Genomic DNA, 25,007 nt, shown 5'->3' on the forward strand with positions numbered 1-25,007 from the left:
TTCATGAGCGCATTTTCGCGGCGGTATGCGCCGCCTTGGGTATGGCTGGCCAGTTTGTTGACCGCGACCCTACTGTTCCTGTCCCTCGACCTGGCTCAAGAACGGCCGGTCTATCAACTCAAAGTGGCGCCTGCCGCCGGCTACAGCGGATCACTCAAGGTCGTGTTCTACGGCTTGCGGATTGATGCGCTCCGCAAGGAAGACGCCATTTCAGTTCCCGCATCGGGATGGACGGAAATCCGCGCCCTCGACTCGGTCACGTTTAGCGCGGACGCAGATGCGCCGCCCCTGGTGATCAGAACGGCGGACGAGCCCATCCTCTTTGCCTTGCTTCGCTATCCCCAGCCCAGCGCGGCCGTCTTGAGCGATGGCGCGGGATACAAGGATCAGATCGAACTGCAAAGCGCCACGGAGTCGATCCTGCCCATCGAGGTCGGCGGCGCCAATTCGGTAGTGCCCTCCAACGCCACGCAAGCCCTTTACAGCTTGCCTGCGCGCGTCGGTATCTTCGCGCTGATCTTCCTGGCCACTTCCGCCATCGCCTTGCGTTTGATGACGGTCTCGGGCGCAGGACCAGCGAGCACGCCGAAACGCCGCGAGACGCTGTGGCTGGCATTTCCGCTTGCGCTGTCGACAGCGGCGACGCAGTTAAGCTACTACCCTGCCAATGTGGGGTACGACGCCGCCCTCCAATGGGTACAAGCGGCGATCGGCGGCGAGCTTTCCGAGCCGCTCGGCTATGCCGCGACTTACCTGATGCGCTTGTTCGCGCGAATCGACACCTCGCCCGCCTTGCTGGTCGCGGTGCAAGGAATACTCGCCGCGCTTGCGGTGGGGCTGATTTTGCGGGAACTGCGCTTTCGCGGCGTCCCGGCCTGGAGCGCGGCGGCAGCCGCACTTGTTCTGGCTTTCACGCCGCAATACCCTCTGTTTTTCACCAACCTTGGCAAAGATGCCATCAGCGCAGTCGCTGTCCTCTTTTTCAGCTGGGCACTCATGGCCGCCTTCCGTACGCCGCGCGGCGCGCGCGTTCCAGCGTTCTTGCTGACCTCAATCGTGTGCTCGGCCTTGGCCGCGGGCCTCATGCGCGGCAACGTCATGCCCGCCATCATGGTGGCGATGCTGTGCGTCCTGATCCTGCTGTACCGGCGCCACGCCAAGCGCGACGCAATCGTGACCGGCGTGGTCTTCATGGCGCTGGCCATCGCCATTCCCAACGCCCTGTCCATCCTGGCAAAGGCAGAACGCCGGGAGTTCCTTGCCGAGCGCGCCGTTGAAGACGTTTCGGAACGGCCGCCGCGCCTCTTCGCCAATCTGTACATCTACCATCTCTTCGCCGCGTCGGTCGCCAGTGGCGTTCCCATCGACCCAGAGGATTCCGCCCTTTTCTATCAGCTGGCGCCCCGCGAAGCCTGGGCGGATTTCAATTGCCTGATGACGGATACGACGCAAACCTCGGTTTCGCGGAACATCCTGCTGGACCGGAATGCATATCTGACATTCCTGTGGAATCACCAACTCGATCTGGCCAAAGCGGTCGGCAGGATCCTCTGGGCGCACCCCAAGATTCTGCTGGACAGGCAACTATGCGTCACCAGAATGATCTGGCACATCGGCGTGGGCCAACTGCCGTTCCAGACCACGGCCGCCCTGGGTATCGATGATCAGGAGCGCGGATTTCTGCCCCTCGCCGGCCCGCATCGAAGCCTGATTCCCGCGCTGACCGAAACCATCGAGCAGTACAAGTACCAGACCGAGACGGCGAGCTGGTTCTGGCTATTCTGGAAACCCGCCCTTCCCCTATGCGCCGGACTTTTCATCGTCTTGATGTTTGCGGCCCGGACGCGGGACGCCGGCGTCTTGATGGCGGCCGTTGCGCCCGTTGCGTCGGTTCTTCTGCTGCTCGTGGTGATACCGTTTCCCGCTTACCGCTACGCCTATCCCGCCGTGCTGATGATGATGCTGCTCAGCACGCTGGCGTTCGCCCGGCCACGGGATGCGGCCGCTGGCGCATGACGCCTTACTCTCCGGGATGTCATGACGACGGAGCCCGGAGTAGGATGTAACCTGCCCGTGCCCGCTTCTTGACTCGTGGTTCCTTTAAAGAGGCGCCGCGGCTCATCTCCTGGAGGTTGCCATGTACAAGCACATTCTCATCCCCATCGACGGATCCAGCCTGGCTAATTCCGGCCTTGAACAGGGCCTTGCGCTCGCTCGCGAGCTAGGCGCCAGCGTCACGGTCCTGACGGTGTACAGCCCGTTCGAGATGCCTTCCATGGAATCCGTGCAGCTCGAAGGCGTGCGGGGCGTGTACGAGAACCAGGCGCGGGAGTTGGCCAGTTCCTATTTGTCTGAAGCCGCCGGCAAGGCCAGCACCGCGGGCGTGGCCTGCGTCACGGAGATGCGCGAGAGCGACTCGCCCTATCAGGTGATCGTCGACGTGGCCATGACGCGCAATTGCGATCTGATCGCCATGTCCTCGCACGGGCGCGGCGGCATGGCTGCCCTGCTGCTGGGCAGCCAGACGCAGAAGGTGCTGGCGCACACCACCCTGCCCGTCCTGGTGTATCGCTGACCTAAACGGCCGCCGCGTAATTGCCGGGAATGCCGGCGGCGGCCACGCCGCTGCGCAGTGTTTCCTGCGGCAATGACTCGGCCAGCAGCGGCCGCGCCGCAAGCAGGCGGGTCAGGTCAACGCCCGTGCGATAACCCATGCTTTCCAGCATGAACACCAGATCCTCGGTGACGATGTTGCCCGACGCCCCCGGCGCAAACGGACAGCCGCCCAGTCCGCCCAGGCAGGAATCGAAGGCGCGGATGCCTTCGTCCAGCCCCGCCAGCGCATTGGCCAGGCCCAATCCCATCGTGTCGTGCAGATGCAGCTTGGTCAGCCGTGCGCCCACGACGTCCTGCGTGGCCCGCACCGCCTCGCGCACGCGCGCCGGATGCGCGTAGCCCACGGTGTCGGCCAGCGCGATTTCATCGGCGCCCACCCGCGCCACCGCTGCCGCAACCTCGGCCACACGCCGCACCGGAACCTCGCCTTCCATCGAACACCCGAACGCCGTGGCGACGGCGGCGTCGATGCGCATCGGCCGCGCCTGCGCGCGCACCCAGTCGACGATGGCGGCCAGCATCTCGACCTGCGCGTCGGTGCCCTTGCCCACGTTGGCGCGGCTGTGTGTGTCGCTGACCGACACGGGAAACGCCAGCACGTGCGCCCCGGCCTCGTAAGCGGCAATGGCGCCCTTCAGGTTGCAGGCCAGCGCGCACACCGTCAGCCCGTCGATCTTCAGGACCTCGGGCAGGATGTCGCCCGTGTCCGCCATCTGCGGCACGAGCCGCGGCGAGACGAAGCTGCCGACTTCGATCTCGCGCAGGCCGGCATCGGCCAACTGGCGAATCCAGCGCAGCTTGTCGGCGCCCGCCATCATGCCCTTGGCCATCTGCAGCCCGTCGCGCGGCCCGACTTCGCAAAGCCTGACTTCCTGGTTCATGTGTGTTCCCGTGTTTTATTGCTGGATGACGATGCCGGCGCTCTTGATGGTCTGTTGCGCCTTGCCAATGTCCGACTGGATCAGCGCGGCAAACTGTGCGCTGGATATCGGATCGGTCTCAAGGCCCTGCGACGCCAGTGCGTCCTTGACGTCCTGGCGCGCCAGCAGCTTGTTGAAGTCGCTGTTCAGGCGCGTGACGATGGCGTCGGGCGTCTTGGCCGGGGCCAGCACGCCGTAGTAGGTCACCACGCTGAAATCCTTGTATCCCAGCTCCGCCACGGTCGGCACGTCGGGCAGGGCCGGATTGCGCTTGGGCGAGGTCACCGCCAGCGCGCGCACCTTGCCCGACTTGATCAGCGTGGCGGCCGACGAGATCGACGAGCCCGCGAACTGCAGATGGCCGCCCATCAGGTCGGCCAGCGCCGGCGCCGAGCCTTTATATGGCACATGCTGCATCTTGAAGCCGGCTTCGTGCTGCAGCATCTCCATCGCCATGTGCACGCCCCCGCCGGTGCCCGATGTGCCGTACGAAATCGTGTTGGGCTCCTTCTTGGCCGCCTCGATCACCTGAGGCAGCGTCTTGTAGGGCGAGGCCTCGGCCACGAGCAGCACCATCGGCGTCGTGGCCACCAGCGCCACCGGCGTCAGGTCCTTGACCGGGTCGTAGGCCACTTTCATCAGCAGCGGGATCAGCGTGACATTGTCGGATTGGCCGATGACCAGGTCATAGCCCTGCGCGGGCGAGCGCGCCGCTTCGGCCAGGCCCAGCGCGGTGCCGGCGCCGGGCTTGTTCTCGGGCACCACCGCCCAGCCGTTCAGTTCATGCAGCTTGGTGCTCATCAGCCGGCCGATGTAGTCGGTGCCGCCGCCCGGCGTGGACGGGATGATGATGCGGATGGGCTTGTTCGGATAGTCCTGCGCAGTGGCGGTACATGCGACGGCCAGTGCGGCCAGCGCAACGAGTTTGCGGATCATGGGTGTCTCCTCTTTGATGGATGTCTTGGCGGTCTGACGCCGCCTCGACAGAAATCGGGCGCTAACGCCCTGGCGTCATGCAATTACTCCCGCGGTGCGCAGGGCGTCGATGCGTGCGGCATCCAGGCCCAGGCCTTGAAGAATGGCGTGCGTCTGCGCGCCTTGGGTGGGCGGATCGAACCGCTTGCCCGCCTTGCGCCCATCGAACTCGATGGGCAATGCGGCCGCCGAGATCTCGCCGCCGTCCGGCAGCCGGGTCGGCAGCAGCGCGCCCCCCGCGTTCAGGTGCGCGTCGTCGAGCAGGTCGTGCGGCTGGCGGATCGGGCCATACGACAGGTTGGCTTCCTCAAGCGCGGCGCACAGCGCATCGGTCTTCCACTTCTTCAGAATTTCACCGACGCCCGGCACCAGCCACGAACGCGCGGCCTCGCGGTCGACGGCAGTGGCCAGACGCGGATCCTCGGCCCATTCGGGCGGCAGGAATTTCTGCGCGAAGTTGCGCCATTGCGCGTCGCCCACCACCGCGACGAACACGCGGCCGTCGGCCGTCTCGAAGACGTCGTACACACCCCATGGCGGCTTGCGCTCCGCGCCCATCGGTTTGGGCGCCGTGCCCGTCAACTGGAATTGCGCGATGAACTGGGCGACCAGCAGCAGATTGTTTTCAAAGAGGCCGGACCGCACATGGCGTCCGCGGCCGGTGGCATGACGGTCGTGCAGCGCGGCCAGCGCGCCCACCACGCCGAACGTGCCGCCCAGGATGTCGTTGACCGACGCCGCCACCCGCTGCGGCGTGTCCGCGCCGCCGTTGATGTACGCCAGCCCGCCCATCATCTGCACCACTTCGTCCAGCGCCGTGCGGTGCTTGTAGGGACCGGACAGAAAGCCCTTGAGCGACACATAGATCAGCCCTGGATTCTCGGCCGACAGCGATTCGTAATCGAGCCCGTATTGGGCCAGGCTGCCGTCGCGGAAATTCTCGACGATCATGTCGGTCTGCAGCGCCAACTGGCGCACGACCGCCTGCCCCTCGGGCGACTTGAGGTCGATCGCAAGACTCTGCTTGTTGCGGTTGAAGACGGGAAAGTAGCCGCTGCCGGACCCCTTCAAGCGGCGCGTGCGATCGCCGTCAATCGGTTCGACCTTGATGACGTCGGCGCCCAAGTCCGCCAAAGACAGGCCGGCGGCCGGCCCCATGATCATGTGAGACAGTTCCAGGACCTTGATGCCGCGAAGAGGCAGTTCGGTGCTGTCCATGAAGGGTGAAGCCGGTGCTGCTGTCATCTGGGATTCCTCTTGCCTGCCTGTTCAACGGAAGCGCGGCGTCGGCCGGAAAATCTTGCCCGCCGCCAGCATGCCTGCATGATCGCGGGCAGGCGCCAATGGCGGGTAGCGGTCTTTCAGCATGGGGGCATTCTCGTTTGGGAACGTCCGGGTTAGCCCTGACGCGCGCTTCATTCCCCCAGCACGCCCAGATGCGCGAGCAGCGCACGCGCGGCCGGCGACAGCGCCTCCGGATCCCGCACCGCAACACACAGCGGCGTGCTGGACCACGGCCCTTCCAGCGGTATGAAGCGGATATCCAGGTGCGCCAGGCGCGGCTTCAAATAATGCGGCACCACCGCCACGCCCATGCCGCGCGACACCAGCAGGCAGATCGTTTCGTGCGAGCTGACGCGCGCGCTGATGCGGCGCGTCATGCCCGCCTCGCGCGCCGCCTGGTCGAACACGCTGCTGATGCCGTTGTCGCGGTTCAACTCGATCTGCTCGAACGGCAGCAATTGCGCATAGCCCAGCGTCTCGCGGTCGGCCAGCACGTGCCGGCCCGGCACCACCGCCGCCAGTTCGCAATGGCCAAAGGGAAAAACCTGCAGCCCTTCATGCCCGAAATCGGAGCCGGCCGCCACGTCCGCCCGCCCTTCCAGCACGGCGCGAAACGCCGTCTGCGTCGTGTCCTCTTCCAGCGAGATATCGATTTGCGGATTCGCGCGCCGAAACGACTGGATCTGCGCGGGCAGGTCGCCCGACAAGGCGGCAAAACTGACCGCCAGCCGGATATGGCCGCGCACCCCGGTCGCAAATCCCGCCATGTCGCGGTGCATGCGATCCATGTCCTCCAGCACGCGGCGCACGTGTGCGGCCAGCGCATCGCCCGCCGGCGTGGGCTGCACGCCCTTCACGCCGCGCTCGAGCAGCGGCACGCCGAACGCGTCCTCCATTTCCGACATGCGCTTGCTGACGGCCGACGGCACGATGTTCTCGCGGGCGGCGGCGCGCGCAAGGCTGCCCTCCTCGAGCGCGGCCAGGAACAGGCGCAGGGAAACGGGGTCGATGTCGCGGGACGGCGGGGCGGGCGGGCTGGGCTTCATGGCGCAAAGTGTCGTCCGTAGTCCCGCCGCGCAGGGATCGGGGTTTACCCGCCCGCCGGTCGGATTCCTGTCGTGATTACGCTTTCCCGCGCGCGCTCCGCCAATATCCCGCACCCAAGGTGGTATAGTCTCGCCCGCTGCCGGCCCCTTGCGGGACGCGCATCGCCCGAGTGGTGAAATTGGTAGACACAAGGGACTTGAACAAATTTGAGCCCTCTGGAGGAAACTCCAAAGGTGAAGCCCGTCAAACTCGGCGAAGGCCCTGGACCCGTTCCGCGCTAACGCCGAGCCAAGCCCCGATGCATATCGGGGAAGGTGTAGAGAGCAGACGGCGGGCACCTAAGGCCGAGAAGGCTATGGTGAAGGCGTGCTCCAGACCACGAACAGCAAGCCTGTGCTGGCGGCGAAAGCCGAAGTGGTAAGAAAATCCCTCGGCCTCGCGGCCGTACCGGTTCGATTCCGGTCTCGGGCACCACCCCTCGCATTCCCCTCCCGCTGGACAAATCCCACGCCAACACGGCAAGCTTGGATACCCCAGAGGCGCCACCCCGCGCCTCCCGTCATGCCGGGAGCCGTGCATGTGTTCGCACTATCAGACGCTCAAAGACGCTGAACTGCTGCTGCAGAAATTTGGCGTGCGCGCCAAACCCGCCGCGATTGGCAAATACGATATGTGGCCCCGCTATGAAGGGCTGTTCGTGCGGCGTCCGCCCGAACATGACGCCGGCGACGACGCCGTTCCTGAGCGTGAGGCCACCGCGGGCCGCTGGGGTCTGATCAGCGCCGTGACGCGCTCGGGTGGCCTGGAACGCGCCAGCAAGCTTTCCACCTTCAACGCCCGCGCGGAGACGGCCGCGGGCTCGTACACCTTCGGCAACGCCTGGCGGCGCGCGCAGCATTGCATCATTCCCGCCGACGCGATCTTCGAGCCGGACTGGACGTCCGGCAAGGCCGTGGCCACCCGATTCACCCGTGCCGACGGCAAGCCGCTAGGCATTGCGGGCCTGTGGGACCGGTATCGCGATGCGGCGGGGCAATGGCAGGAGAGCTACACCATGCTCACCATCAACGCCGACAACGATCCCCTGTTCAGCCGCTATCACCAGCCCAACACGGAAAAGCGCATGGTGGTCGTCCTGCCCGAAGGCGCCTACGGCGACTGGCTGACCGCCTCTGCAGCCCACAGCCGCGAAATGCTGGTTCCGTTTCCGGCGGACATGCTGACGGCCACGCCCATGGCGTGAATTTGCCGCGGCGCCTCGCCCGGCAGAACACGGAAAAAACCACTATTCTTCTGCCTCGCCTCTTATTTCCCCGCCCGCCCGGCGGCCATCGGCGCACGGCTGGTGCGCGCGTCCCGGGACGGCGATTGAACCGATCTTGACCTCCCTTCCCGCTTCTCCCCCGTTCATCGTTCTGGACGCGTGCGTCCTCATGTCCGGCATCCTGCGCCGGCTGTTGCTGCGCCTGGCCGACGCCGGCGTGTTCCAGCCCGTGTGGACCGAGCGCATCGGCGAGGAATGGCGCCGCAACGCCTGCCGCATCTGGGACATTCCGCCGGAGGTGATGGCCGAATTCTGGGCGGACATGAACGCGCGGTTTCCGGCAGCCATGGAATCGGACACGCAGATCTATGAGGCGTCGCTGCGCTATAGCGATCCCAAGGATTTTCACGTGATCGCGGCTGGGCTCGCGCGGCGTGCGCGCTGCGGGCTGCCTCGAACGCCAATCGTGCAGGTGCTGACGTGGAATCTGAAGGATTTCAACCGCTCCGAGCTGCGCCGGCAGGGCCTGGACGTCTACAACCCCGACCGGATGCTGGTGCAGTGGTGGCAGGCGGGGTCTGAAAACATGCAGGCCGCCATTGCCCAGATTCCCGCCGACTACGTCGCGCTCGGCCGCGAGCCGGAGCCCTTGGCGGCGACCCTGCATCGGGAACGCCTGTACGGCCTGAAGAATCTGGTGGCCCGGCAATAAAAAGGGGCCTGGCCGGCTTGCGCCGAACCAGACCCGGAGCCAACCGTTACCAAACCGTCAATCGACCTCGACGAAAGCCTCTTCGCGCTTCTTACGCAGCGCGGGCAATGCCACCAGCACCAGCAGGATCGCGGCAAGCGCGAGCAGCGTGGCCGACAACGGGCGCGTGACGAAGGTGGAGAACTCTCCGCGCGACAGCAAAAGCGCCCGGCGGAAGTTCTCTTCCATCATGGGCCCCAGCACCAGGCCAAGCAGCAGCGGCGCGCCTTCACAACCCAGCTTGCTCCACACGTAGCCGATGATGCCGAAGATGGCGAACATGAATATGTCGAAGGCGTTGTAGTTCAGTGAATACACCCCGATCGTGCAGAAGACCAGGATCGCGGGGAACAGCATGCGGTAAGGCACGCGCAGCAGCTTCACCCAGATGCCGATCAGCGGCAGGTTCAGCACCACCAGCATCAGGTTGCCGATCCACATCGAAGCGATCAGGCCCCAGAACAGTTCGGGGTGGCTGGACATGACCTGCGGCCCCGGCTGGATGTTGTGGATGGTCATCGCACCCACCATCAGCGCCATCACCGCGTTGCCCGGGATGCCCAGGGTCAGCAACGGAATGAAGGAGGTCTGCGCGCCCGCGTTGTTGGCGGATTCGGGACCGGCCAGCCCGGCAGGATGGCCCTTGCCGAAGCGCTGCGGCTCTTTCGAGAGCTTCTTTTCCAGCGTGTAGGACGCAAAGGCGGACAGGACGGAACCGCCGCCCGGCAGGATGCCCAGCGCCGAACCCAGCGCCGTGCCGCGCACGATGGCGGGCGCGGCCTCGCGGAATTCCTGGCGGCTGGGATACAGCGAACCCACCTTGTCGGTGATCTCGACCCGGTTCTCCTTGAGTTCCAGGTTGCTCATGATTTCCGACAGCCCGAAGACGCCCATGGCCACGATGGCGAAGTCGATGCCGTCCTGCAGTTCGGGGATGCTGAAGTCGTAGCGCGCAACGCCCGAGTTCACGTCCGTGCCCACCATGCCCAGCAGCAGCCCCAGCAGGATCATGCAGATCGCCTTGGGCAGCGAGCCGGACGCCAGCACCACGGCGCCGATCAGGCCCAGCGCCATCAGCGAGAAGTATTCGGCCGGGCCGAATGCGAACGCCACTTCGGCCAGCGGCGGCGCAAAGGCGGCGATCAGCACGGTGGCGACGCTGCCCGCGAAGAACGAGCCGATGGCGGCCAGCGACAGCGCGGCGCCCGCCCGTCCGTTACGCGCCATCTGGTGCCCGTCCAGCACGGTCACCACCGCCGAGGTCTCGCCCGGCAGGTTCACCAGGATGGCGGTCGTCGACCCGCCGTACTGCGTGCCGTAGTAGATGCCGGCCAGCATGATGAGGCCGGCCGTGGGCGGCAGCACGTAGGTGATGGGCAGCAGCATGGCGATGGTCGGCACGGGACCCAATCCCGGCAGCACCCCGACCAGCGTGCCCAGCAGGCAGCCGATGAATGCGTAAGTCAGGTTTTCGGGGGTGAAGGCCACCGAAAAACCCAGCATCAGGTTTTGAAGCAATTCCATGTCCAGTCCCTCAGTTGGTCAGCACGCTGGGCCACAGCGGAAAGATCAAGCCCAACCCGCGGATGAACGCGAGGTAAGAGAACGCCACGAGAAAGAGGCCGTTGGCGACGGCGACCTTCCAGTTGAATTCGTGGCTGGCGACGCTGCTGATCAGGACGAGCAGGAATACCGAGAGGTACAGGCCGAGATAGCGCAGGGAAAAGCCGTACAGGAACACGGACCCGACGACGAGAAAAAGGATGCGGAAGTCATAGCGGCCGATGGTCGTGGTCTCGGCGCGGGGGGACAAGGCGCTCATCAGCACCGTCGCGCCCATCAACGCCAGCACGATGCCGAGCCAGAACGGAAAGTAGCCAGGGCCCATGCGCGCCGCGGTTCCCATGGAATACGTGGTCGCCTGCAAGGCGAAGCCTCCTCCCACCACGATGAACATCACGCCAGACCAGAAATCCTGTCTGTTTCTTATCAATCTGCTTTCTCCCTAATTCGTCGCGCCAGGAAAATCAGGATTTCAGGCGCGAGCATTTCTCTTTCCACGCAGCCGCTTCAACCACGGCAACGACATGAACGCGGGATATTAAATCGTAGAACGACATATCTCATATCGGTAGGAACCATGACTTTCTTCGGGATATCCCGCGACCATGCAATGGACATATTTCGTCCAAATCAAAGGCGGAAGCGCCGCTGAAATCGTAGAAATTCTCTTGAAAAACCGTTTTTTCGCGGAAGTTGGCGCTGGCGGGAAAAGTTCCACGTCCGATCACACAATGGCCGGCGGGGAAATATGCAGATGCATTTTTTTGAAAGGGACGGTTCCGAATCGTCCATCGGCCGGGTCTCGGGACAGCAGACGCAGAGCCTTGAAGGGGCAACCTTAATCCGACCACGCAAGAAAAATCGCTCCGGCCGAAAACTCGACCGGAGCGACAGATTCACGACAGCAGATTGAAAGTTTCGATGGCGGCCGCAGGCTGCCGGGCAGGTCAGTGGTCGTGGTTGCTGGCGGCAAACCCGGCCGCGTTCAGGATGTCGATCACTTCCTGGATGTGCTCGGGACCACGCGTCTGCAGCACGAAATCCACCTCCACATTGCGCACCGGCAGAGACGTGAACGCCCGCTGGTGATGCACTTCGGTGATGTTGGCCTGCGCGTCGGCGATCAGTTTGGTGGCGTGGGCCAGGGCCCCGGGCAGATCGCGCAGATCGACGCGGATGCGCGCCAGGCGCCCGGCGCGCACCATGCCGCGCTCGATCAGTTCGCCCAGCATCAGCGGATCGATATTGCCGCCCGTCAGCACCAGTCCGATGCGCTTGCCCTTGTAGCGGTCACTACCCTCTTCTTGCGCGCGCAGCAAGGCGGCCAGGCCCGCGGCGCCGGCGCCTTCGACGACGGTCTTTTCGATTTCCAGCAACACGACGATGGCGTGTTCGATGTCCGCCTCGCTGACGAGCTCGACGCGGTCGACCAGCCTGCGCACGACGGGCAGCGTCAGGTCGCCGGGCGATTTGACGGCGATGCCCTCGGCGATGGTGTATTGCCCCGGCGGCATGGTGACGCCCTTGACGGCCGCGTACATGGCCGGAAAGCGCTCGGTCTGCACGCCTACGATCTCGATGGCGGGATTCACGGCCTTGGCGGCCGTGGAGATGCCGGAGATCAGCCCGCCGCCGCCGATGGCGATGACCAGGGTGTCGAGCTCGGGCTGGTCTTCCAGCATTTCCAGCGCGACGGTGCCCTGCCCGGCCATGACGGCTTCGTCGTCATAGGGGTGAATCATGATGAGTCCGCGTTCGCGGGCCAGTTCGTAGCCTCTCGCCTTGGCGTCATCGAAGGTGTCGCCCGCCAGCACGACCTCGGCGCCGAAACGCCGCGTGTTGGCGACCTTCACCGTCGGCGTGAAGCGCGGCATGACGATCACCGCTGGCACGCCCATGCGCTGCGCGTGGTAGGCCACGCCCTGCGCGTGGTTGCCCGCCGATACCGCGATAACTCCCTTGGCGCGCTCCTCGTCCGACAGCGTGAGCATGCGGTTCAGCGCACCGCGCTCCTTGAAGGACGCCGTGAACTGCAGGTTCTCGAATTTCAGCCAGATCTCGGCGCCGAAGATATCGGACAGGGTGCGGGACAGGGTGAACGGGGTCTTCAGGACCTGCCCGCGCAGGTTTTCGCGGGCGGCCTGGATGGATGCGATGTCGATCACGATGGAAATCCGGTTAACGCACAGGCAGGAAGTTGAACAGCAAAAGGCCCTGGGCGTAGTTGATGCCGATGCGCCGGGAGTTCTCGCCGAGCAGGTTGGCGATCAGGTCCAGCCGGCCGATGATGGCGCCGAACTCGCGCTCGAAGCTGAGATTGGTGGCAGTCGGGGAAATTTCATTGGCCAGCAGCAGCAATTCGCCATGGTTGTTGCGGCGCGTGGCCAGCAGCCAGGCCGCGGCCTCGACGTTCCGTGCGGCATTGTAGACCCGCTGGCCGTCCAGGGCGTCAGTCGCATACAGGCGCGTCTTGCCGTTGTGCGCGGCGATGATGGTGTCCGCCAGGCCGTAGATGAAGGCGCCAACCCGGTCGCCCGGATAGTTGGGATCCAGGGCGACCGCCAGGATCTGGATGTCGCGCAGTCCGCTCAGGTCGCCGGGCGGTACACGGACTTCAATAGAGTGCTTGACGCGGTTGACCGCCGTGGCCAGGTCCGGCACGCCGGTCTTGCGCCATTCCCGCGGATTGCGGCGGTACAGCTTGTCCAGCAGCGAATACAGGCTGGTCAGGTTGTCGCGTACCTCGAGCGTGACGGTGCGGTTGAAGTCCGTTTGCGCGAACTGGTCCGCCGTCATGTCCTCGCCCTTGGGGCCGCGCTGGCCCGGCCCGGGGGGCGACATGCAGCCCGTCAACAACGCAGCCAACAGCGCTGCGGTGACTGCGGTTATCGGCCACGCCGTCATGCCTTGCTCATCCGTATGCCCCCTTCGATCAAGCGTGAAGCGCGCCGCTGCACCCCGGCGCGTCTCTCGCGCAAGACTTTACAGGAAGGCGGGCGAACTGGGGAGCTGCGGACCGTCCCACATCCTTGCTGCGGCAAAAGGCAAAAAAATACGGCGCCTTGCGGCGCCGTATTTCAATCAGAAGGCTGCAGGCTTATTCAGCTTGCGGTTCCGACTGGGGAGCAGCTTCGGGAGCGGCAGCGGCTTGCTGCTGCTCGATGCCGCCGATCGCCTTGATGGACAGGCGCAGACGGCCCTTGTCGTCGGCCTCGATGACCTTGACGCGGACTTGCTGGCCGACCTTCAGCACATCGTTGATGTTCGCGATGCGGTAGTTGGCGATTTCGGAGATGTGCAGCAGACCGTCGCGGCCAGGCAGCACTTGCACGATGGCGCCGAAGTCCAGCAGACGCAGGACCGAGCCTTCGTAGATCTGGCCCACTTCGACGTCGGCGGTCAGTTCGACGATGCGGCGTTGGGCTTCCTTGGCCTGCGCTTCGTCGACGCTGGCGATCACGATCGTGCCGTCGTCGGAGATGTCGATCTGCGTGCCCGTTTCTTCGGTCAGCGCGCGGATGGTGGCGCCGCCCTTGCCGATCACGTCGCGGATCTTCTCGGGGTTGATCTTGATGGTCAGCATGCGCGGCGCGAACGCCGACAGCTCGCCGCGCGAACCGTCCAGGGCGTCCTTCATCTTGCCGAGGATGTGCAGACGGCCTTCGCGGGCCTGGTCCAGCGCAACCTGCATGATTTCCTTGGTGATGCCCTGGATCTTGATGTCCATCTGCAGTGCGGTGACGCCGTTTTCGGTGCCCGCAACCTTGAAGTCCATGTCGCCCAGGTGATCTTCGTCGCCCAGAATGTCCGTCAGCACGGCGAACTTGCCGCCGTCCAGGATCAGACCCATGGCCACGCCGGCCACGTGATCCTTGACCGGCACGCCGGCGTCCATCATGGCGAGCGAACCGCCGCAGACCGAGGCCATCGACGAGGAGCCGTTGGATTCGGTGATTTCCGACACGAGGCGAATCGTGTACTGGAAGTCTTCGGGCGCCGGCAGCAGCGGCACCAGCGAACGCTTGGCCAGACGGCCGTGGCCGATTTCGCGGCGCTTCGGCACGCCGATGCGGCCGGTTTCGCCGGTGGCGAACGGAGGCATGTTGTAGTGCATCATGAAGCGGTCACGGTATTCACCCATGAGCGCGTCGATGATCTGTTCGTCTTGCTTGGTGCCCAGCGTGGCCACGACCAGCGCCTGGGTTTCACCACGGGTGAACAGGGCGCTGCCGTGCGCGCGGGGCAGCACGCCCAGACGCACGCTGATCGGACGGACGGTGCGGGTGTCGCGGCCGTCGATGCGCGGTTCGCCGTTCAGGATCTGGCCGCGGACGATGGCCGATTCCAGCGAGAACATGATGTTGTCGACGGTGACGGCGTCCGGCAGCGGCTCGCCCTTTTCGGCGGCGGCAGCGGCCAGCTTGGCCGACACGTCAGCCGACACTTCACGCAGCTTGGTCGTGCGGGCCTGCTTTTCACGGATCTGGTAGGCGGCGTTCAGGCCGTCCTGGGCAGCGGCGGTGACCGCGGCGATCAGGGCCTCGTCCTTGGCGGGAGCCTGCCAGTCCCAATCGGGCTTGCCGGCGTCCTTCACGAGTTCGTGAATGGCGTTGATGACGGTCTGCATTTGCTGGTGGCCGTAGACCACGCCGCCCAGCATGACTTCCTCGGACAGCTGGTCAGCTTCCGATTCGACCATCAGCACGGCGTTTTCCGTACCGGCGACAACCAGGTTCAGCTTGGACGACTTCAGGTCCGATGCGGTCGGGTTGATGGTGTATTGACCATCGATGTAACCCACGCGCGCGGCGCCGATCGGGCCGTTAAACGGGATGCCCGAAATGGCCAGCGCGGCGGAGGCGCCGATCATGGCGGCGATGTCGGGATCGATTTCAGGATTGACCGACAGCGTGTGCAGAACCACCTGGACTTCGTTGTAGAAGTCTTCGGGGAACAGCGGACGCAGGGGACGGTCGATCAGGCGCGAGGTCAGCGTTTCCTTTTCGGACGGCTTGCCTTCGCGCTTGAAGAACCCACCCGGAATACGGCCGGCGGCGTAGGTCTTTTCGATGTAGTCGACGGTCAGCGGGAAGAACGTCTGACCCGGCTTGGCCTTCTTGGAAGCCACGACAGTGGCCAGGACGACGGTGTCCTCGATCGACACCACAACGGCGCCGGAGGCCTGGCGAGCGATTTCGCCAGTTTCCAGGACGACCGTGTGCTGGCCGTAATGGAACGATTTAGTCACTTTGTTGAACATGACGATTATTCCTTACAAATGAAAAACCGTGGCCGCTGCGACATGCGTCGCACCGACCACGGTTGCGTCATGGGGAGCCAGCCCCGTCGATCACTTGCGCAGACCGAGTTTTTCGATCAGTGCGCGGTACGAATCGGGATTGCGGCCCTTGAGATAGTCGAGCAGCTTGCGGCGACGGCTGACCATACGCAGCAGACCGCGGCGCGAGTGATGATCCTTCATGTGTTCTTTGAAGTGACCGGTCAACTCGTTGATACGGGCGGTGAGCAGAGCCACCTGAACTTCGGGGGAGCCGGTATCGCCCTGAGCGCGTTGGAATTGCGCAACGATATCGGATTTCTTGATGTCAGCTACAGACATTGATGACCTCTTCGGACATGCGACAGGGCCGAGGCGCCCTGACGTGGTTTGGAAAAAATTTGCGCGAGCCAGGCTTGAATTCGCTTTCTCACTGCTGCCATTGGCGGGATCGGGCAGGACCGGCACATAAGGCATAACGCCATGTTGCGGGTACTGCGACAAGCCGCCAGCGGCTGGCGCAAAGTATCTTGCAGAATCAATACATTTGATAAAGCTCGGCGATTATAGCTGATTCGCTAGAATTACCCCAGCAACGAGACTGGACCCGGCCCATGGCCGGCCAAGGCGGCAACGCCCACCCGAAGGAGCAAGGACATGATCCGCCATTACAGAACGGTCCGCGTGGCCGTAGCATCGATCGCGCTGGCCGGGCTGGCCGCCTGCGCCAACATGGCCGAGGTGCCGCCCGGCTCTCCGCTTTCGCAGGTCCAGGCCCAGTTCGGCAACCCCAATTTCGAGTGCCCGCTGGCCGACGGCGGCCGGCGCGTGATCTGGACGCAGCAGCCCATGGGCCAGTACGCCTGGGGCGCCAACGTCAGCCCGGATGGACGGATCGACCGCGTGCTGCCGCTGCTGACCGACGCGCACTTCAAGGTGCTGGAGACGGGAGATTGGGGGCCGGATCGCGTGCGCTGCGAATTCGGACCGCCCGCCCGCATCGATCAGGCCGGCCTGGGCGAAAAACGCGAGGTCGTCTGGTCATACCGCTACCGGGAAAACAGCGTGTGGAATTCGCTGATGTACGTCTACATGAGCCGCGACGGCAGCAAGGTGACCCACTTCCACCCTGGGCCGGATCCCATGTACGACGACGACAAGTTCAACTGGTGGTAACCCGCCGCTGACGGACCCGTGGCTTGTCACCCGAGCCCCAAAGAAAAAACCCGCCGATTTGCAACGGCGGGTTTTTTACAGGGCGAAAGATCAGGAGGACTCGCTCCGGCGCTCCTGCTGCAGGCGGCGCACCTTGTTCCAGCGCCATGCCCACGTGACCCAGCCCGACAGGCCATAGAGCACGAACAAGCCAAACAGCACGACGGGAGGATCGCTGGACACGAACACGAACACCGCGACGACGAGCAGGATGCCCCAGAACGGCACGCTGCGGCCCAAGGCAAAGCTCTTGCCGCTGAAGAACGGCGCGTTCGACACCATGGTGATGCCCGCGTACATGGTCAGCGTGAACGCCACCCAGGCCATCAGGCTGTCATGGATGGGCAGCTTGTTGTCCACGGCCAGCCAGACGAAACCGGCCACCAGCGCGGCCGCGGCCGGGCTGGGCAGGCCCTGGAAGAAACGTTTGTCCACGACGGCGATGTTGGTGTTGAACCGCGCCAGACGCAGCGCCGCGCCCGAGACGTAAACAAAGGCCGCCAGCCAGCCCCAGCGGCCCAGGTCGTTCAGAATCCACTCGTACATGACCAGCGCCGGCGCCACGCCGAACGACGTCATGTCGGACAGCGAGTCGTATTGCTCGCCGAATGCGGACTGCGTGTTGGTCAGCCGGGCCACCCGGCCGTCCATGCCGTCCAGCACCATGGCGACAAAAATGGCGATGGCGGCGACTTCGAAGCGGTCGTTCATGGCCTGCACAACGGCGTAGAACCCGGCAAACAAAGCAGCGGTGGTGAACGCGTTGGGGAGCAGGTAAATGCTCCGGTGGCGGTTCTCGGAATCGCGCATGGAAAAATTGGGCATGGTCTCAATAACTTACGTCGGACTTTGAAAGGTTAACCTATCTGGCCCTGCTTGCGGGTCATAGCAAGGATCGTGCCCGGCCCCAATTGGCGCCAAAGGGCCCAAATGGCCGCAAAAAGGCCAAAAATAAGAAAAAAGCGGCATGCCCTTGAAAGGCATGCCGCTTCGATCCTGACCGGCGGGGCCACGCCCCGCCTGCCCAGGGGATCAGTTCTTGGACTTGTCCACCAGCTTGTTGGCAGCGATCCAGGGCATCATGGCGCGCAGCTTGCCGCCCACTTGCTCGATCTGCGATTCCGCATTGATGCGGCGGCGCGAGGTCAGCGTCGGGGCGCCGGCGGCGTTTTCCAGGATGAACTTCTTGGCGTATTCGCCGGTCTGGATGTCCGTCAGGCACTGGCGCATGGCCTTGCGGGTTTCGTCCGTGACGATCTTCGGACCCGTTTCGTACTCGCCGAATTCGGCGTTGTTCGAAATCGAGTAGTTCATGTTGGCGATGCCGCCTTCGTAGATCAGGTCGACGATCAGCTTCAGCTCGTGCAGGCACTCGAAGTAAGCCATTTCGGGCGCGTAGCCCGCTTCCACCAGCGTGTCGAAACCGGCCTTGATCAGTTCGACGGTACCGCCGCACAGCACGGCCTGTTCGCCGAACAGGTCGGTTTCGGTTTCTTCGCGGAAGTTGGTTTCGATGATGCCGGCACGGCCGCCGCCGTTGGCGCTGGCGTACGACAGGGCCACGTCACGCGCGGCGCCCGACTTGTCCTGGTACACGGCCACCAGGTGGGGCACGCCGCCGCCCTGTTTGTACGTGTTGCGCACCGTGTGGCCGGGGGCCTTCGGGGCGATCATGATGACGTCGATGTCTTCGCGCGGCACGACTTGGCCGTAGTGCACGTTGAAGCCGTGGGCAAACGCCAGGGCGGCGCCCGCCTTGATGTTGCCGTGGACTTCGTTGTTGTAGACCGAGGCGATGTTCTCGTCGGGCAGCAGCATCATGACGATGTCGGCCGACTTGACGGCTTCCGCGACTTCCTTGACTTCCAGGCCGGCGTTGGCGGCCTTGTTCCACGAGGCGCCGCCCTTGCGCAGGCCGACGATGACCTTCACGCCCGACTCATGCAGGTTCAGCGCGTGCGCGTGACCTTGCGAACCGTAGCCGATGATGGCAACGGTCTTGCCTTTGATGAGGGACAGATCGCAGTCTTTGTCGTAGAAAACTTTCATGTTGTGCTCCAGATTCCAGTATTTGGATATTCGTTTGATTCAGATGTAGGGTGAGGCAGGCCTGGAAGGCCGGTCAAATCTTCAAAATCCGTTCACCGCGTCCGATGCCGGACACGCCGGTGCGTACGGTTTCAAGGATGGCACTGCGGTCCAGGGCCTCGAGGAAGGCCTGTACTTTTTCCTGCACCCCGGTCAATTCGATGGTGTAGGACTTGTCGGTGACGTCAATGATGCGGCCGCGGAAGATATCCGCCATGCGCTTCATTTCCTCGCGTTCCTTGCCAACGGCGCGCACCTTCACGAGCATCAGCTCGCGCTCGATGTGGGCGCCTTCGGTCAGGTCCACCACCTTTACGACATCGACCAGGCGGTTCAAATGCTTGGTGATCTGTTCGATGACTTCGTCCGAACCGGTCGTGACGATGGTCATGCGCGACAGCGTGGAATCCTCGGTGGGCGCCACGGTCAGGGTTTCGATGTTGTAGCCCCGCGCCGAAAACAGGCCCACCACGCGAGACAGCGCGCCGGGTTCGTTTTCGAGGAGGACGGAAATCACGTGCTTCATTGCGGGGCCTCCTTACAGGTCTTCAGAGCCGAGCAGCATTTCAGTCAGCCCGCGGCCGGCCTTGACCATCGGCCACACGTTTTCGGTGCGGTCGGTGATGAAGTCCAGGAAGACCAGGCGCTCCTTGTGCTTGCCAAACGCTTCGCGCAGCGCCGGTTCGACGTCGGCCGGGCGTTCGATGCGCAGGCCCACGTGGCCATAGGCTTCGGCGACCTTGACGAAATCGGGCAGCGAATCCATGTACGACTCGGAATAGCGCGAGCCGTAGTCGATCTGCTGCCATTGGCGCACCATGCCCAGGAACCGGTTGTTCAGGCAGACGATCTTGGGCGTCAGGCGATACTGGTGGCAGGTCGACAGTTCCTGGATGTTCATCTGGATCGAGGCCTCGCCGGTGATCACGGCGATGTCCTTGCCCGGATTGGCCATCTGCACGCCCATGGCGTACGGCAGGCCCACACCCATGGTGCCCAGGCCGCCGGAGTTGATCCAGCGGCGCGGCTTGTCGAACTTGTAATACTGGGCGGCCCACATCTGGTGCTGGCCGACGTCCGAGGTGACGAAGGCGTCGCCGCCGGTCACTTCCCAGAGCTTTTCCACCACGTACTGCGGCTTGATGACTTCGTCCGAGTTGGCGAACTTCAGGCATTCCTTGCCGCGCCACGTCTCGACCTGGTCCCACCATTTGGCGAGCGAGGCCGGCTTGTGCTCGGCGGCGGCGATCTCGAACTGCGCGCTGAGATCGGCCAGGACGTCCTTGACGTTGCCCACGATCGGGACATCCACGCGCACGCGCTTGGAGATCGACGAGGGATCGATGTCGATATGAATGATCTTGCGGGCGTTCTGGGCGAAATGCTTGGGATTGCCGATCACGCGGTCATCGAAACGGGCGCCGATGGCAAGCAGCACATCACAGTGCTGCATGGCCATGTTGGCCTCGTACGTGCCGTGCATGCCGGGCATGCCCACGAACTGGCCGCTGCTGGCCGGATAGCCGCCCAGACCCATCAGGGTGCTGGTGCAGGGCGCGCCCAGTTGCGTCACAAGCTTGTTGAGCTCGGGCGCGGCGTTCGACAGGATGACGCCGCCGCCGGTGTAGATCATGGGGCGCTCGGCCGCCAGCAGCATCTGCACGGCTTTCTTGATTTGTCCCTGATGGCCCTTGTTGACGGGCGCGTAGGAACGCATCGAGATCTCGCCCTTGGGCGGCACGTACTTGCACTGCGCGACGGTGATGTCCTTGGGGATATCCACCAGCACGGGGCCGGGACGGCCCGTGCGCGCAATGTAGAACGCGCGGCGCATGGTTTCGGCCAGGTCCTTCACGTCGCGCACGAGGAAGTTGTGCTTGACGCAGGGACGCGTGATGCCGACGGTGTCGCATTCCTGGAAGGCGTCCTCGCCAATGGCCGCAGTGGGCACCTGCCCGCTGATGATGACCATCGGTATGGAGTCCATGTAGGCGGTGGCAATGCCGGTGACGGCATTGGTCACGCCCGGACCGCTGGTCACGATGCAGACGCCGACCTTTTGCGACGAGCGCGAATAGGCATCGGCCGCGTGCACGGCAGCTTGCTCGTGACGAACCAGGATATGCTGGAATTTGTCTTGCTTGAAGATTGCGTCGTAGATGTAGAGCACCGCGCCGCCAGGGTAGCCGAAAACGTGTTCCACGCCTTCATCGGCCAGGCAGCGCACGACGATATCGGCGCCATTCATTTCCATGTTGTAGTTCCTTTCAAAACCGGCCCTGCAACCCTGACTGCTGCGCGCCCGGATACGGCGGCAACTGAACCCATACCGGTTACGACAACATGATCCGGCGCTTAGCGGCTCACGGAGCCACGCCACCCGGACACCTTGCCGACCCGGCACACGCTCGACAGAACGCAGTGCAAACGCCCCTGGGGGACGCTGGAGGTCGAAATGGAAGCCTTGGCAACACACGCTTGTGGCGCGGCCAACGGCAGGTGAGACTTGCTGCACAACGGCTGGGATGTGACCCTGGCCGTTCGCATCAACGCTCCGGTATCGGATAGGCAGACCGAAGCAAGTGGAGCAATTTACCGCGTTGCGTCAACGGTGGCAAATCGGCTTTTGCCGACCGTTGCGTGGAGGGTTCGGTAACTATCCGGCCCCAAAACCCGCGATGGCCTCTCTATACTTGTTGCGTTGTCCAGAACCGAGCCGCCGCCCATGGATTTACGCATTGCCAGCATTCGCCGCTTCCTCTACAGCCACTACTTCTTCGGAGGGGTGCGCCAGGGGGTCGGCATGCTGTTGCCCGTGCTGGTGCTGGGCGGCATCTTCGGCAATTACACGACTGGACTGGTGGCGACCTTCGGCGCTCAATGCCTGGCGATCATCGACCAGCCGGGCGGCCCGCAGCGGCACCGCACCAACGAAATGCTGGGCGGGGCGGCGCTGGGCACGATCACCGTCATCATCACGGGGCTGGCGTCCTCGCATCCGGTGCTGATCTGGCTGGCGGTCATTGCGCAGTGCTTCGTCTATTCGATGTTCACGGTGTTCGGCAAGCGCGGCGGCCTGATCGGCTTTGCGGGCCTCCTGCTGATGACGCTGACCATGCACTCGCCGCTGGCGCCGCACGAAGTGCTGGCCCATGCCGCCGCCACGCTGGGCGGCGCTTTGTTCTATGTGATGTTCAGCCTGGGGTTTTCGCGCCTGTTCTGGCTGCGCGAAGAGCAGCAGGCCATGTCGGTGGCGCTGTTTGCCACCGCCGATTATGTGGCGGCGCGCGCGGCGTTCTACGACGAAACCGCCGACCTGGATGAGGCCTATCGCGATCTGATCCAGCGCCAGTCCGTCATGACCGAAAAACATCAGGCCGCGCGCGACATGGTGCTGCGCGCCCTGCCCCGCGGCAAGGGCCTGGGCGACCGCCAGCGCGTGATGATCTGGAACATGTTCGTGGACATGCTGCAACTGCTGGACACGCTGGTCGCCACGCACACAGACTACGCGGCGCTGCGCCGCACGCTGGCCGGCAACGACTGCCTCATGTTCATGCGCGACGCGCTGGTGAAGATGTCGCTGGAACTGAACCGCATCGCGCTGGACGTGTCGCGCGGGCGCAAGGTGCAGTACCGCAGCAGCGCCAAGGCCGAGCTGCGCGCCATCGAATACGAGATCGAGCAGCTCAAGCAGCAGGGGCTGGGCGAACGCGATCCGGAGATGCTGGCGCTCATCATCCAGGTGCTGCGGCGCCTGCGCAATTCGGCGCGCATCGTCGACCGGCTGGCCGACCACACCGCGGCCTCGCCCGATGCCAAGCCCACCGACGTGCTGCGCATCAACAAGTCGCTGACGCGGTTCATTTCGCGCCAGGAATTCCGTTTTGGCCTGTTGACCAGCAACCTGCGGCTGGATTCGCCGCACTTTCGCTACGCCCTGCGCGTGACGGCCGCCGCGGCCATCGCCATGACGCTGGCCAGCCGCTGGCTGTCGCCCGAGTTCTCGGCGCACAACTACTGGATCATGCTGACCATCGTCATCATCATGAAGCCGGGCTTCGCGCTGACGCGCCAGCGCAATGGCTGGCGCCTGACCGGCACCCTGATCGGCTGCATCGCCGCGCTGCTGCTGTTCAACGTGACCGACGAGCCGAGCATCCTCTTCGCCGTCCTGCTGGGCGCCTGCATCATGGGCAACAGCATGGTGCAGCTCAACTACATGGCCAGCGCGATCTTCAACACGCTGTTCGTGGTGCTGGTGTTCCATTTCGTGTCGCCGGGCACCGTGTCCATGTCGGTGATCGGCGAACGCGCCATCGACACGCTGCTGGGCTGCGCGCTGGCGCTGGTCTGCAGCTACATCCTGCCGTGGTGGGAGGCGCGCTACCTGAAGCCGCTGGCCTCGGCCGCGACCCGCGCCAACCGTGAGTATCTGCTGGCCGGCCTGCGCTATGTCGAAGCCATGCAAGCGCACGGCGCGCCGGTGGGCGGAGCCGCCGCCGACACGCCCGCCGTCATCGACGCCGACCTGGCCTGGCGCCTGGCGCGCAAAAACGTGCACATCGCCTTCAGCAATTTCGCGGAGGCGTTCTACCGCATGATGAGCGAGCCCAAATCGCATCAGGTCGACGTGCCTGAGCTGAACAATCTGCTGATCCAGAACCATGTGCTGGCCTCGCAGATCACCGCGGCGATTCCCATTTTGGCGGCGCTGCCCGCCACGCCCGAGCCGGTCCGGCAGGCGCTGGACGGCATGACCGTCCTGCTGGATGAGAACACCCCGCGCGTGCCGCTGGACCTGCCCACGCAGTTCGACACTGCGGGCGATCAGGCCGCGCTGGTCTATCCCGTGAAGCAGATGCTCAAGGCCACCCACATGATCCGCCAGGAATTGCAGGCGCTGGCCGATCCGCTCCATACGCCGCCGGTGGCGGCAGCGGCGTCGTAAACGGGATTCGCCGGTTGTGCAGGCGAAAAAAATGCCGGCCAGGTGGAGATGCCAGGCCGGCATTTTTGTGAGGTGACATCCAATCGCGCGCGTGGCGGCGTTGCTTGATTGCGCCGGTGTCAGACACCTGAGCGATACCGCTAAAAGCCGCCGCACCAATTCCAGGGTGTCAGACACCTCTCACCAAGTCTCAACCAGGTGTCTGACACCCCAACGAGACAGTCTTCAAGCGACCGCACCGCTTCCGGGGTGTCTGACACCCTCCCCACCCAGCGACTCCGTCAATCCAGCTTGCGGCGGAACACCAGCTTGTCCGCCGACGACGCCGAGGCGTCAAACGCATAGCCTTCCAGATCAAACCCCTGCAGCCCTTCCGGCTTGGCGACCTTGTGCTGGATGGCGTAGCGCGCCATCAGCCCGCGTGCGCGCTTGGCATGGAAGCTGATGATCTTCCAGGCGCCGTTCTTCCAGTCCTGGAACACGCATTGCACGACCCGTGCCTTCAGGGCCTTCAGGTCGACGGACTTGAAGTATTCCTCGGAAGCCAGGTTGATGATGACCGGTGACTTCTGGCCGGCCTGACGCTCGTTCAGGTAGTCCGCGATGGTGCTGCCCCAGTACTCGTACAGGTTCTTGCCCTTCGGGTTCTCCAGACGCGTGCCCATTTCCAGGCGGTACGGCTGCATCAGGTCAAGCGGGCGCAGCACGCCGTACAGGCCGCTGAGGATGGCAACGTGTTCCTGCGCCCAGTCGAGCTGCTTGGCCGACAGGGTGGCGGCGTCCAGGCCTTCGTAGACGTCGCCATTGAAGGCCAGCACGGCCTGGCGCGAGTTGGCCTGTGTGAAGCTGCGCTTCCAGTGCGCGTAGCGCTGGACGTTCAGCTCGGACAGGGCCGGGCTCAGGCTCATGAGTGCCGAGATGTCCTCGGCGGTCTTGGTCTTCAGGACCTTGATCAGGCCGGCGGCCTGATCCACGAACATTGGCTGGGTGTGCGTCTCGATGTGCAGCGGCGAGTCGTAGTCCAGCTTCTTGGCGGGGGAAAGCAACAACAGCAT

At 64.3% G+C, this 25,007-nt stretch carries 21 protein-coding genes; 6 read left to right on the forward strand and 15 right to left on the reverse strand.

Translation table 11 applies throughout. From position 1 onward, the window contains the following. Nucleotides 1–3 precede the first annotated feature (3 nt). Together ASD71_RS19750 and ASD71_RS19755 are read left to right on the forward strand one after the other, a co-directional pair. Nucleotides 4–2,016: a hypothetical protein gene (locus ASD71_RS19750; protein ID WP_156395232.1), complete on the forward strand. Its 2,013-nt coding sequence runs from the start codon at nt 4–6 to the stop codon at nt 2,014–2,016. A 121-nt stretch (nt 2,017–2,137) separates the two neighbouring features. After that, the gene (locus ASD71_RS19755) at nt 2,138–2,575 is read left to right on the forward strand and encodes a universal stress protein (protein WP_056568525.1); all 438 of its coding nucleotides are present in this window, start codon (nt 2,138–2,140) and stop codon (nt 2,573–2,575) included. A 1-nt stretch (nt 2,576) separates the two neighbouring features. Here the strand turns inward: ASD71_RS19755 and ASD71_RS19760 are convergent, their stop codons facing one another. From ASD71_RS19760 to ASD71_RS19775, 4 genes are all read right to left on the reverse strand, one after another. Next, nucleotides 2,577–3,497 carry a hydroxymethylglutaryl-CoA lyase gene (locus ASD71_RS19760; protein WP_056568527.1) on the reverse strand — a complete coding sequence of 307 codons (921 nt, stop codon included), beginning with the start codon at nt 3,495–3,497 and terminating at the stop codon, nt 2,577–2,579. A 15-nt stretch (nt 3,498–3,512) separates the two neighbouring features. Continuing rightward, nucleotides 3,513–4,472 (reverse strand): tripartite tricarboxylate transporter substrate binding protein, encoded by a 960-nt coding sequence (locus tag ASD71_RS19765; RefSeq protein WP_056568530.1) that lies wholly within the window; start codon nt 4,470–4,472, stop codon nt 3,513–3,515. A gap of 75 nt (nt 4,473–4,547) precedes the next feature. Continuing rightward, on the reverse strand, nt 4,548–5,756 hold the full coding sequence (locus ASD71_RS19770) for a CaiB/BaiF CoA-transferase family protein (RefSeq protein WP_082578997.1): 1,209 nt from the start codon (nt 5,754–5,756) through the stop codon (nt 4,548–4,550). A gap of 170 nt (nt 5,757–5,926) precedes the next feature. Further along, a complete protein-coding gene (locus ASD71_RS19775) occupies nt 5,927–6,841 on the reverse strand; it encodes a LysR family transcriptional regulator (RefSeq protein ID WP_056568535.1) in 915 nt (304 codons plus the stop codon). Nucleotides 6,842–7,419: 578 nt separating this feature from the next. Here ASD71_RS19775 and ASD71_RS19780 point away from each other — a divergent pair. Beyond that, nucleotides 7,420–8,085, forward strand: a complete 666-nt coding sequence (locus tag ASD71_RS19780) for an SOS response-associated peptidase (RefSeq protein ID WP_056568537.1) — start codon at nt 7,420–7,422, stop codon at nt 8,083–8,085. Nucleotides 8,086–8,221: 136 nt separating this feature from the next. Continuing rightward, complete coding sequence (locus ASD71_RS19785) at nt 8,222–8,818, forward strand: PIN domain-containing protein (RefSeq protein WP_082578998.1); 597 nt, start codon at nt 8,222–8,224, stop codon at nt 8,816–8,818. 57 nt (nt 8,819–8,875) lie between these two features. On the opposite strand, the gene ASD71_RS19790 is transcribed toward ASD71_RS19785, so the two are convergent. The 6 genes from ASD71_RS19790 to rpsO form a co-directional block, all read right to left on the reverse strand. Continuing rightward, a complete protein-coding gene (locus ASD71_RS19790; protein WP_056568544.1) occupies nt 8,876–10,381 on the reverse strand; it encodes a tripartite tricarboxylate transporter permease in 1,506 nt (501 codons plus the stop codon). A gap of 10 nt (nt 10,382–10,391) precedes the next feature. Beyond that, on the reverse strand, nt 10,392–10,814 hold the full coding sequence (locus ASD71_RS19795; RefSeq protein ID WP_056321452.1) for a tripartite tricarboxylate transporter TctB family protein: 423 nt from the start codon (nt 10,812–10,814) through the stop codon (nt 10,392–10,394). Nucleotides 10,815–11,367: 553 nt separating this feature from the next. Further along, the gene (locus ASD71_RS19800) at nt 11,368–12,585 is read right to left on the reverse strand and encodes a threonine ammonia-lyase (protein ID WP_056568547.1); all 1,218 of its coding nucleotides are present in this window, start codon (nt 12,583–12,585) and stop codon (nt 11,368–11,370) included. Between the two features lie 13 nt (nt 12,586–12,598). Further along, nucleotides 12,599–13,324, reverse strand: a complete 726-nt coding sequence (locus tag ASD71_RS19805; protein ID WP_056568550.1) for a hypothetical protein — start codon at nt 13,322–13,324, stop codon at nt 12,599–12,601. 193 nt (nt 13,325–13,517) lie between these two features. Beyond that, on the reverse strand, nt 13,518–15,680 hold the full coding sequence (gene pnp, locus ASD71_RS19810; RefSeq protein WP_056568552.1) for a polyribonucleotide nucleotidyltransferase: 2,163 nt from the start codon (nt 15,678–15,680) through the stop codon (nt 13,518–13,520). Between the two features lie 90 nt (nt 15,681–15,770). Then, nucleotides 15,771–16,040, reverse strand: coding sequence for a 30S ribosomal protein S15 (gene rpsO / locus ASD71_RS19815; protein ID WP_006223612.1), 270 nt, complete (start codon nt 16,038–16,040; stop codon nt 15,771–15,773). A gap of 315 nt (nt 16,041–16,355) precedes the next feature. Here rpsO and ASD71_RS19820 point away from each other — a divergent pair, with 315 nt between their 5' ends. Then, nucleotides 16,356–16,874 carry a hypothetical protein gene (locus ASD71_RS19820; protein ID WP_056568555.1) on the forward strand — a complete coding sequence of 173 codons (519 nt, stop codon included), beginning with the start codon at nt 16,356–16,358 and terminating at the stop codon, nt 16,872–16,874. Nucleotides 16,875–16,964: 90 nt separating this feature from the next. Here the strand turns inward: ASD71_RS19820 and pssA are convergent, their stop codons facing one another. The 4 genes from pssA to ASD71_RS19840 form a co-directional block, all read right to left on the reverse strand. Beyond that, nucleotides 16,965–17,738 carry a CDP-diacylglycerol--serine O-phosphatidyltransferase gene (pssA, locus tag ASD71_RS19825; RefSeq protein WP_056568557.1) on the reverse strand — a complete coding sequence of 258 codons (774 nt, stop codon included), beginning with the start codon at nt 17,736–17,738 and terminating at the stop codon, nt 16,965–16,967. A 207-nt stretch (nt 17,739–17,945) separates the two neighbouring features. Next, nucleotides 17,946–18,962 carry a ketol-acid reductoisomerase gene (ilvC, locus tag ASD71_RS19830; protein ID WP_056568560.1) on the reverse strand — a complete coding sequence of 339 codons (1,017 nt, stop codon included), beginning with the start codon at nt 18,960–18,962 and terminating at the stop codon, nt 17,946–17,948. Nucleotides 18,963–19,035: 73 nt separating this feature from the next. Continuing rightward, nucleotides 19,036–19,527 carry an acetolactate synthase small subunit gene (ilvN, locus tag ASD71_RS19835; protein WP_006223608.1) on the reverse strand — a complete coding sequence of 164 codons (492 nt, stop codon included), beginning with the start codon at nt 19,525–19,527 and terminating at the stop codon, nt 19,036–19,038. Between the two features lie 12 nt (nt 19,528–19,539). Beyond that, nucleotides 19,540–21,309, reverse strand: coding sequence for an acetolactate synthase 3 catalytic subunit (locus ASD71_RS19840; protein WP_255357206.1), 1,770 nt, complete (start codon nt 21,307–21,309; stop codon nt 19,540–19,542). Nucleotides 21,310–21,726: 417 nt separating this feature from the next. Here ASD71_RS19840 and ASD71_RS19845 point away from each other — a divergent pair, with 417 nt between their 5' ends. Next, the gene (locus ASD71_RS19845; protein WP_056568565.1) at nt 21,727–23,952 is read left to right on the forward strand and encodes an FUSC family membrane protein; all 2,226 of its coding nucleotides are present in this window, start codon (nt 21,727–21,729) and stop codon (nt 23,950–23,952) included. Nucleotides 23,953–24,233: 281 nt separating this feature from the next. Here ASD71_RS19845 and yaaA read toward each other — a convergent pair whose 3' ends face one another. Then, nucleotides 24,234–25,007 (reverse strand): peroxide stress protein YaaA, encoded by a 774-nt coding sequence (gene yaaA, locus ASD71_RS19850; RefSeq protein ID WP_056568568.1) that lies wholly within the window; start codon nt 25,005–25,007, stop codon nt 24,234–24,236.

This window comes from Achromobacter sp. Root565, assembly GCF_001427425.1.
GTDB lineage: Bacteria > Pseudomonadota > Gammaproteobacteria > Burkholderiales > Burkholderiaceae_B > Achromobacter > Achromobacter spanius_D.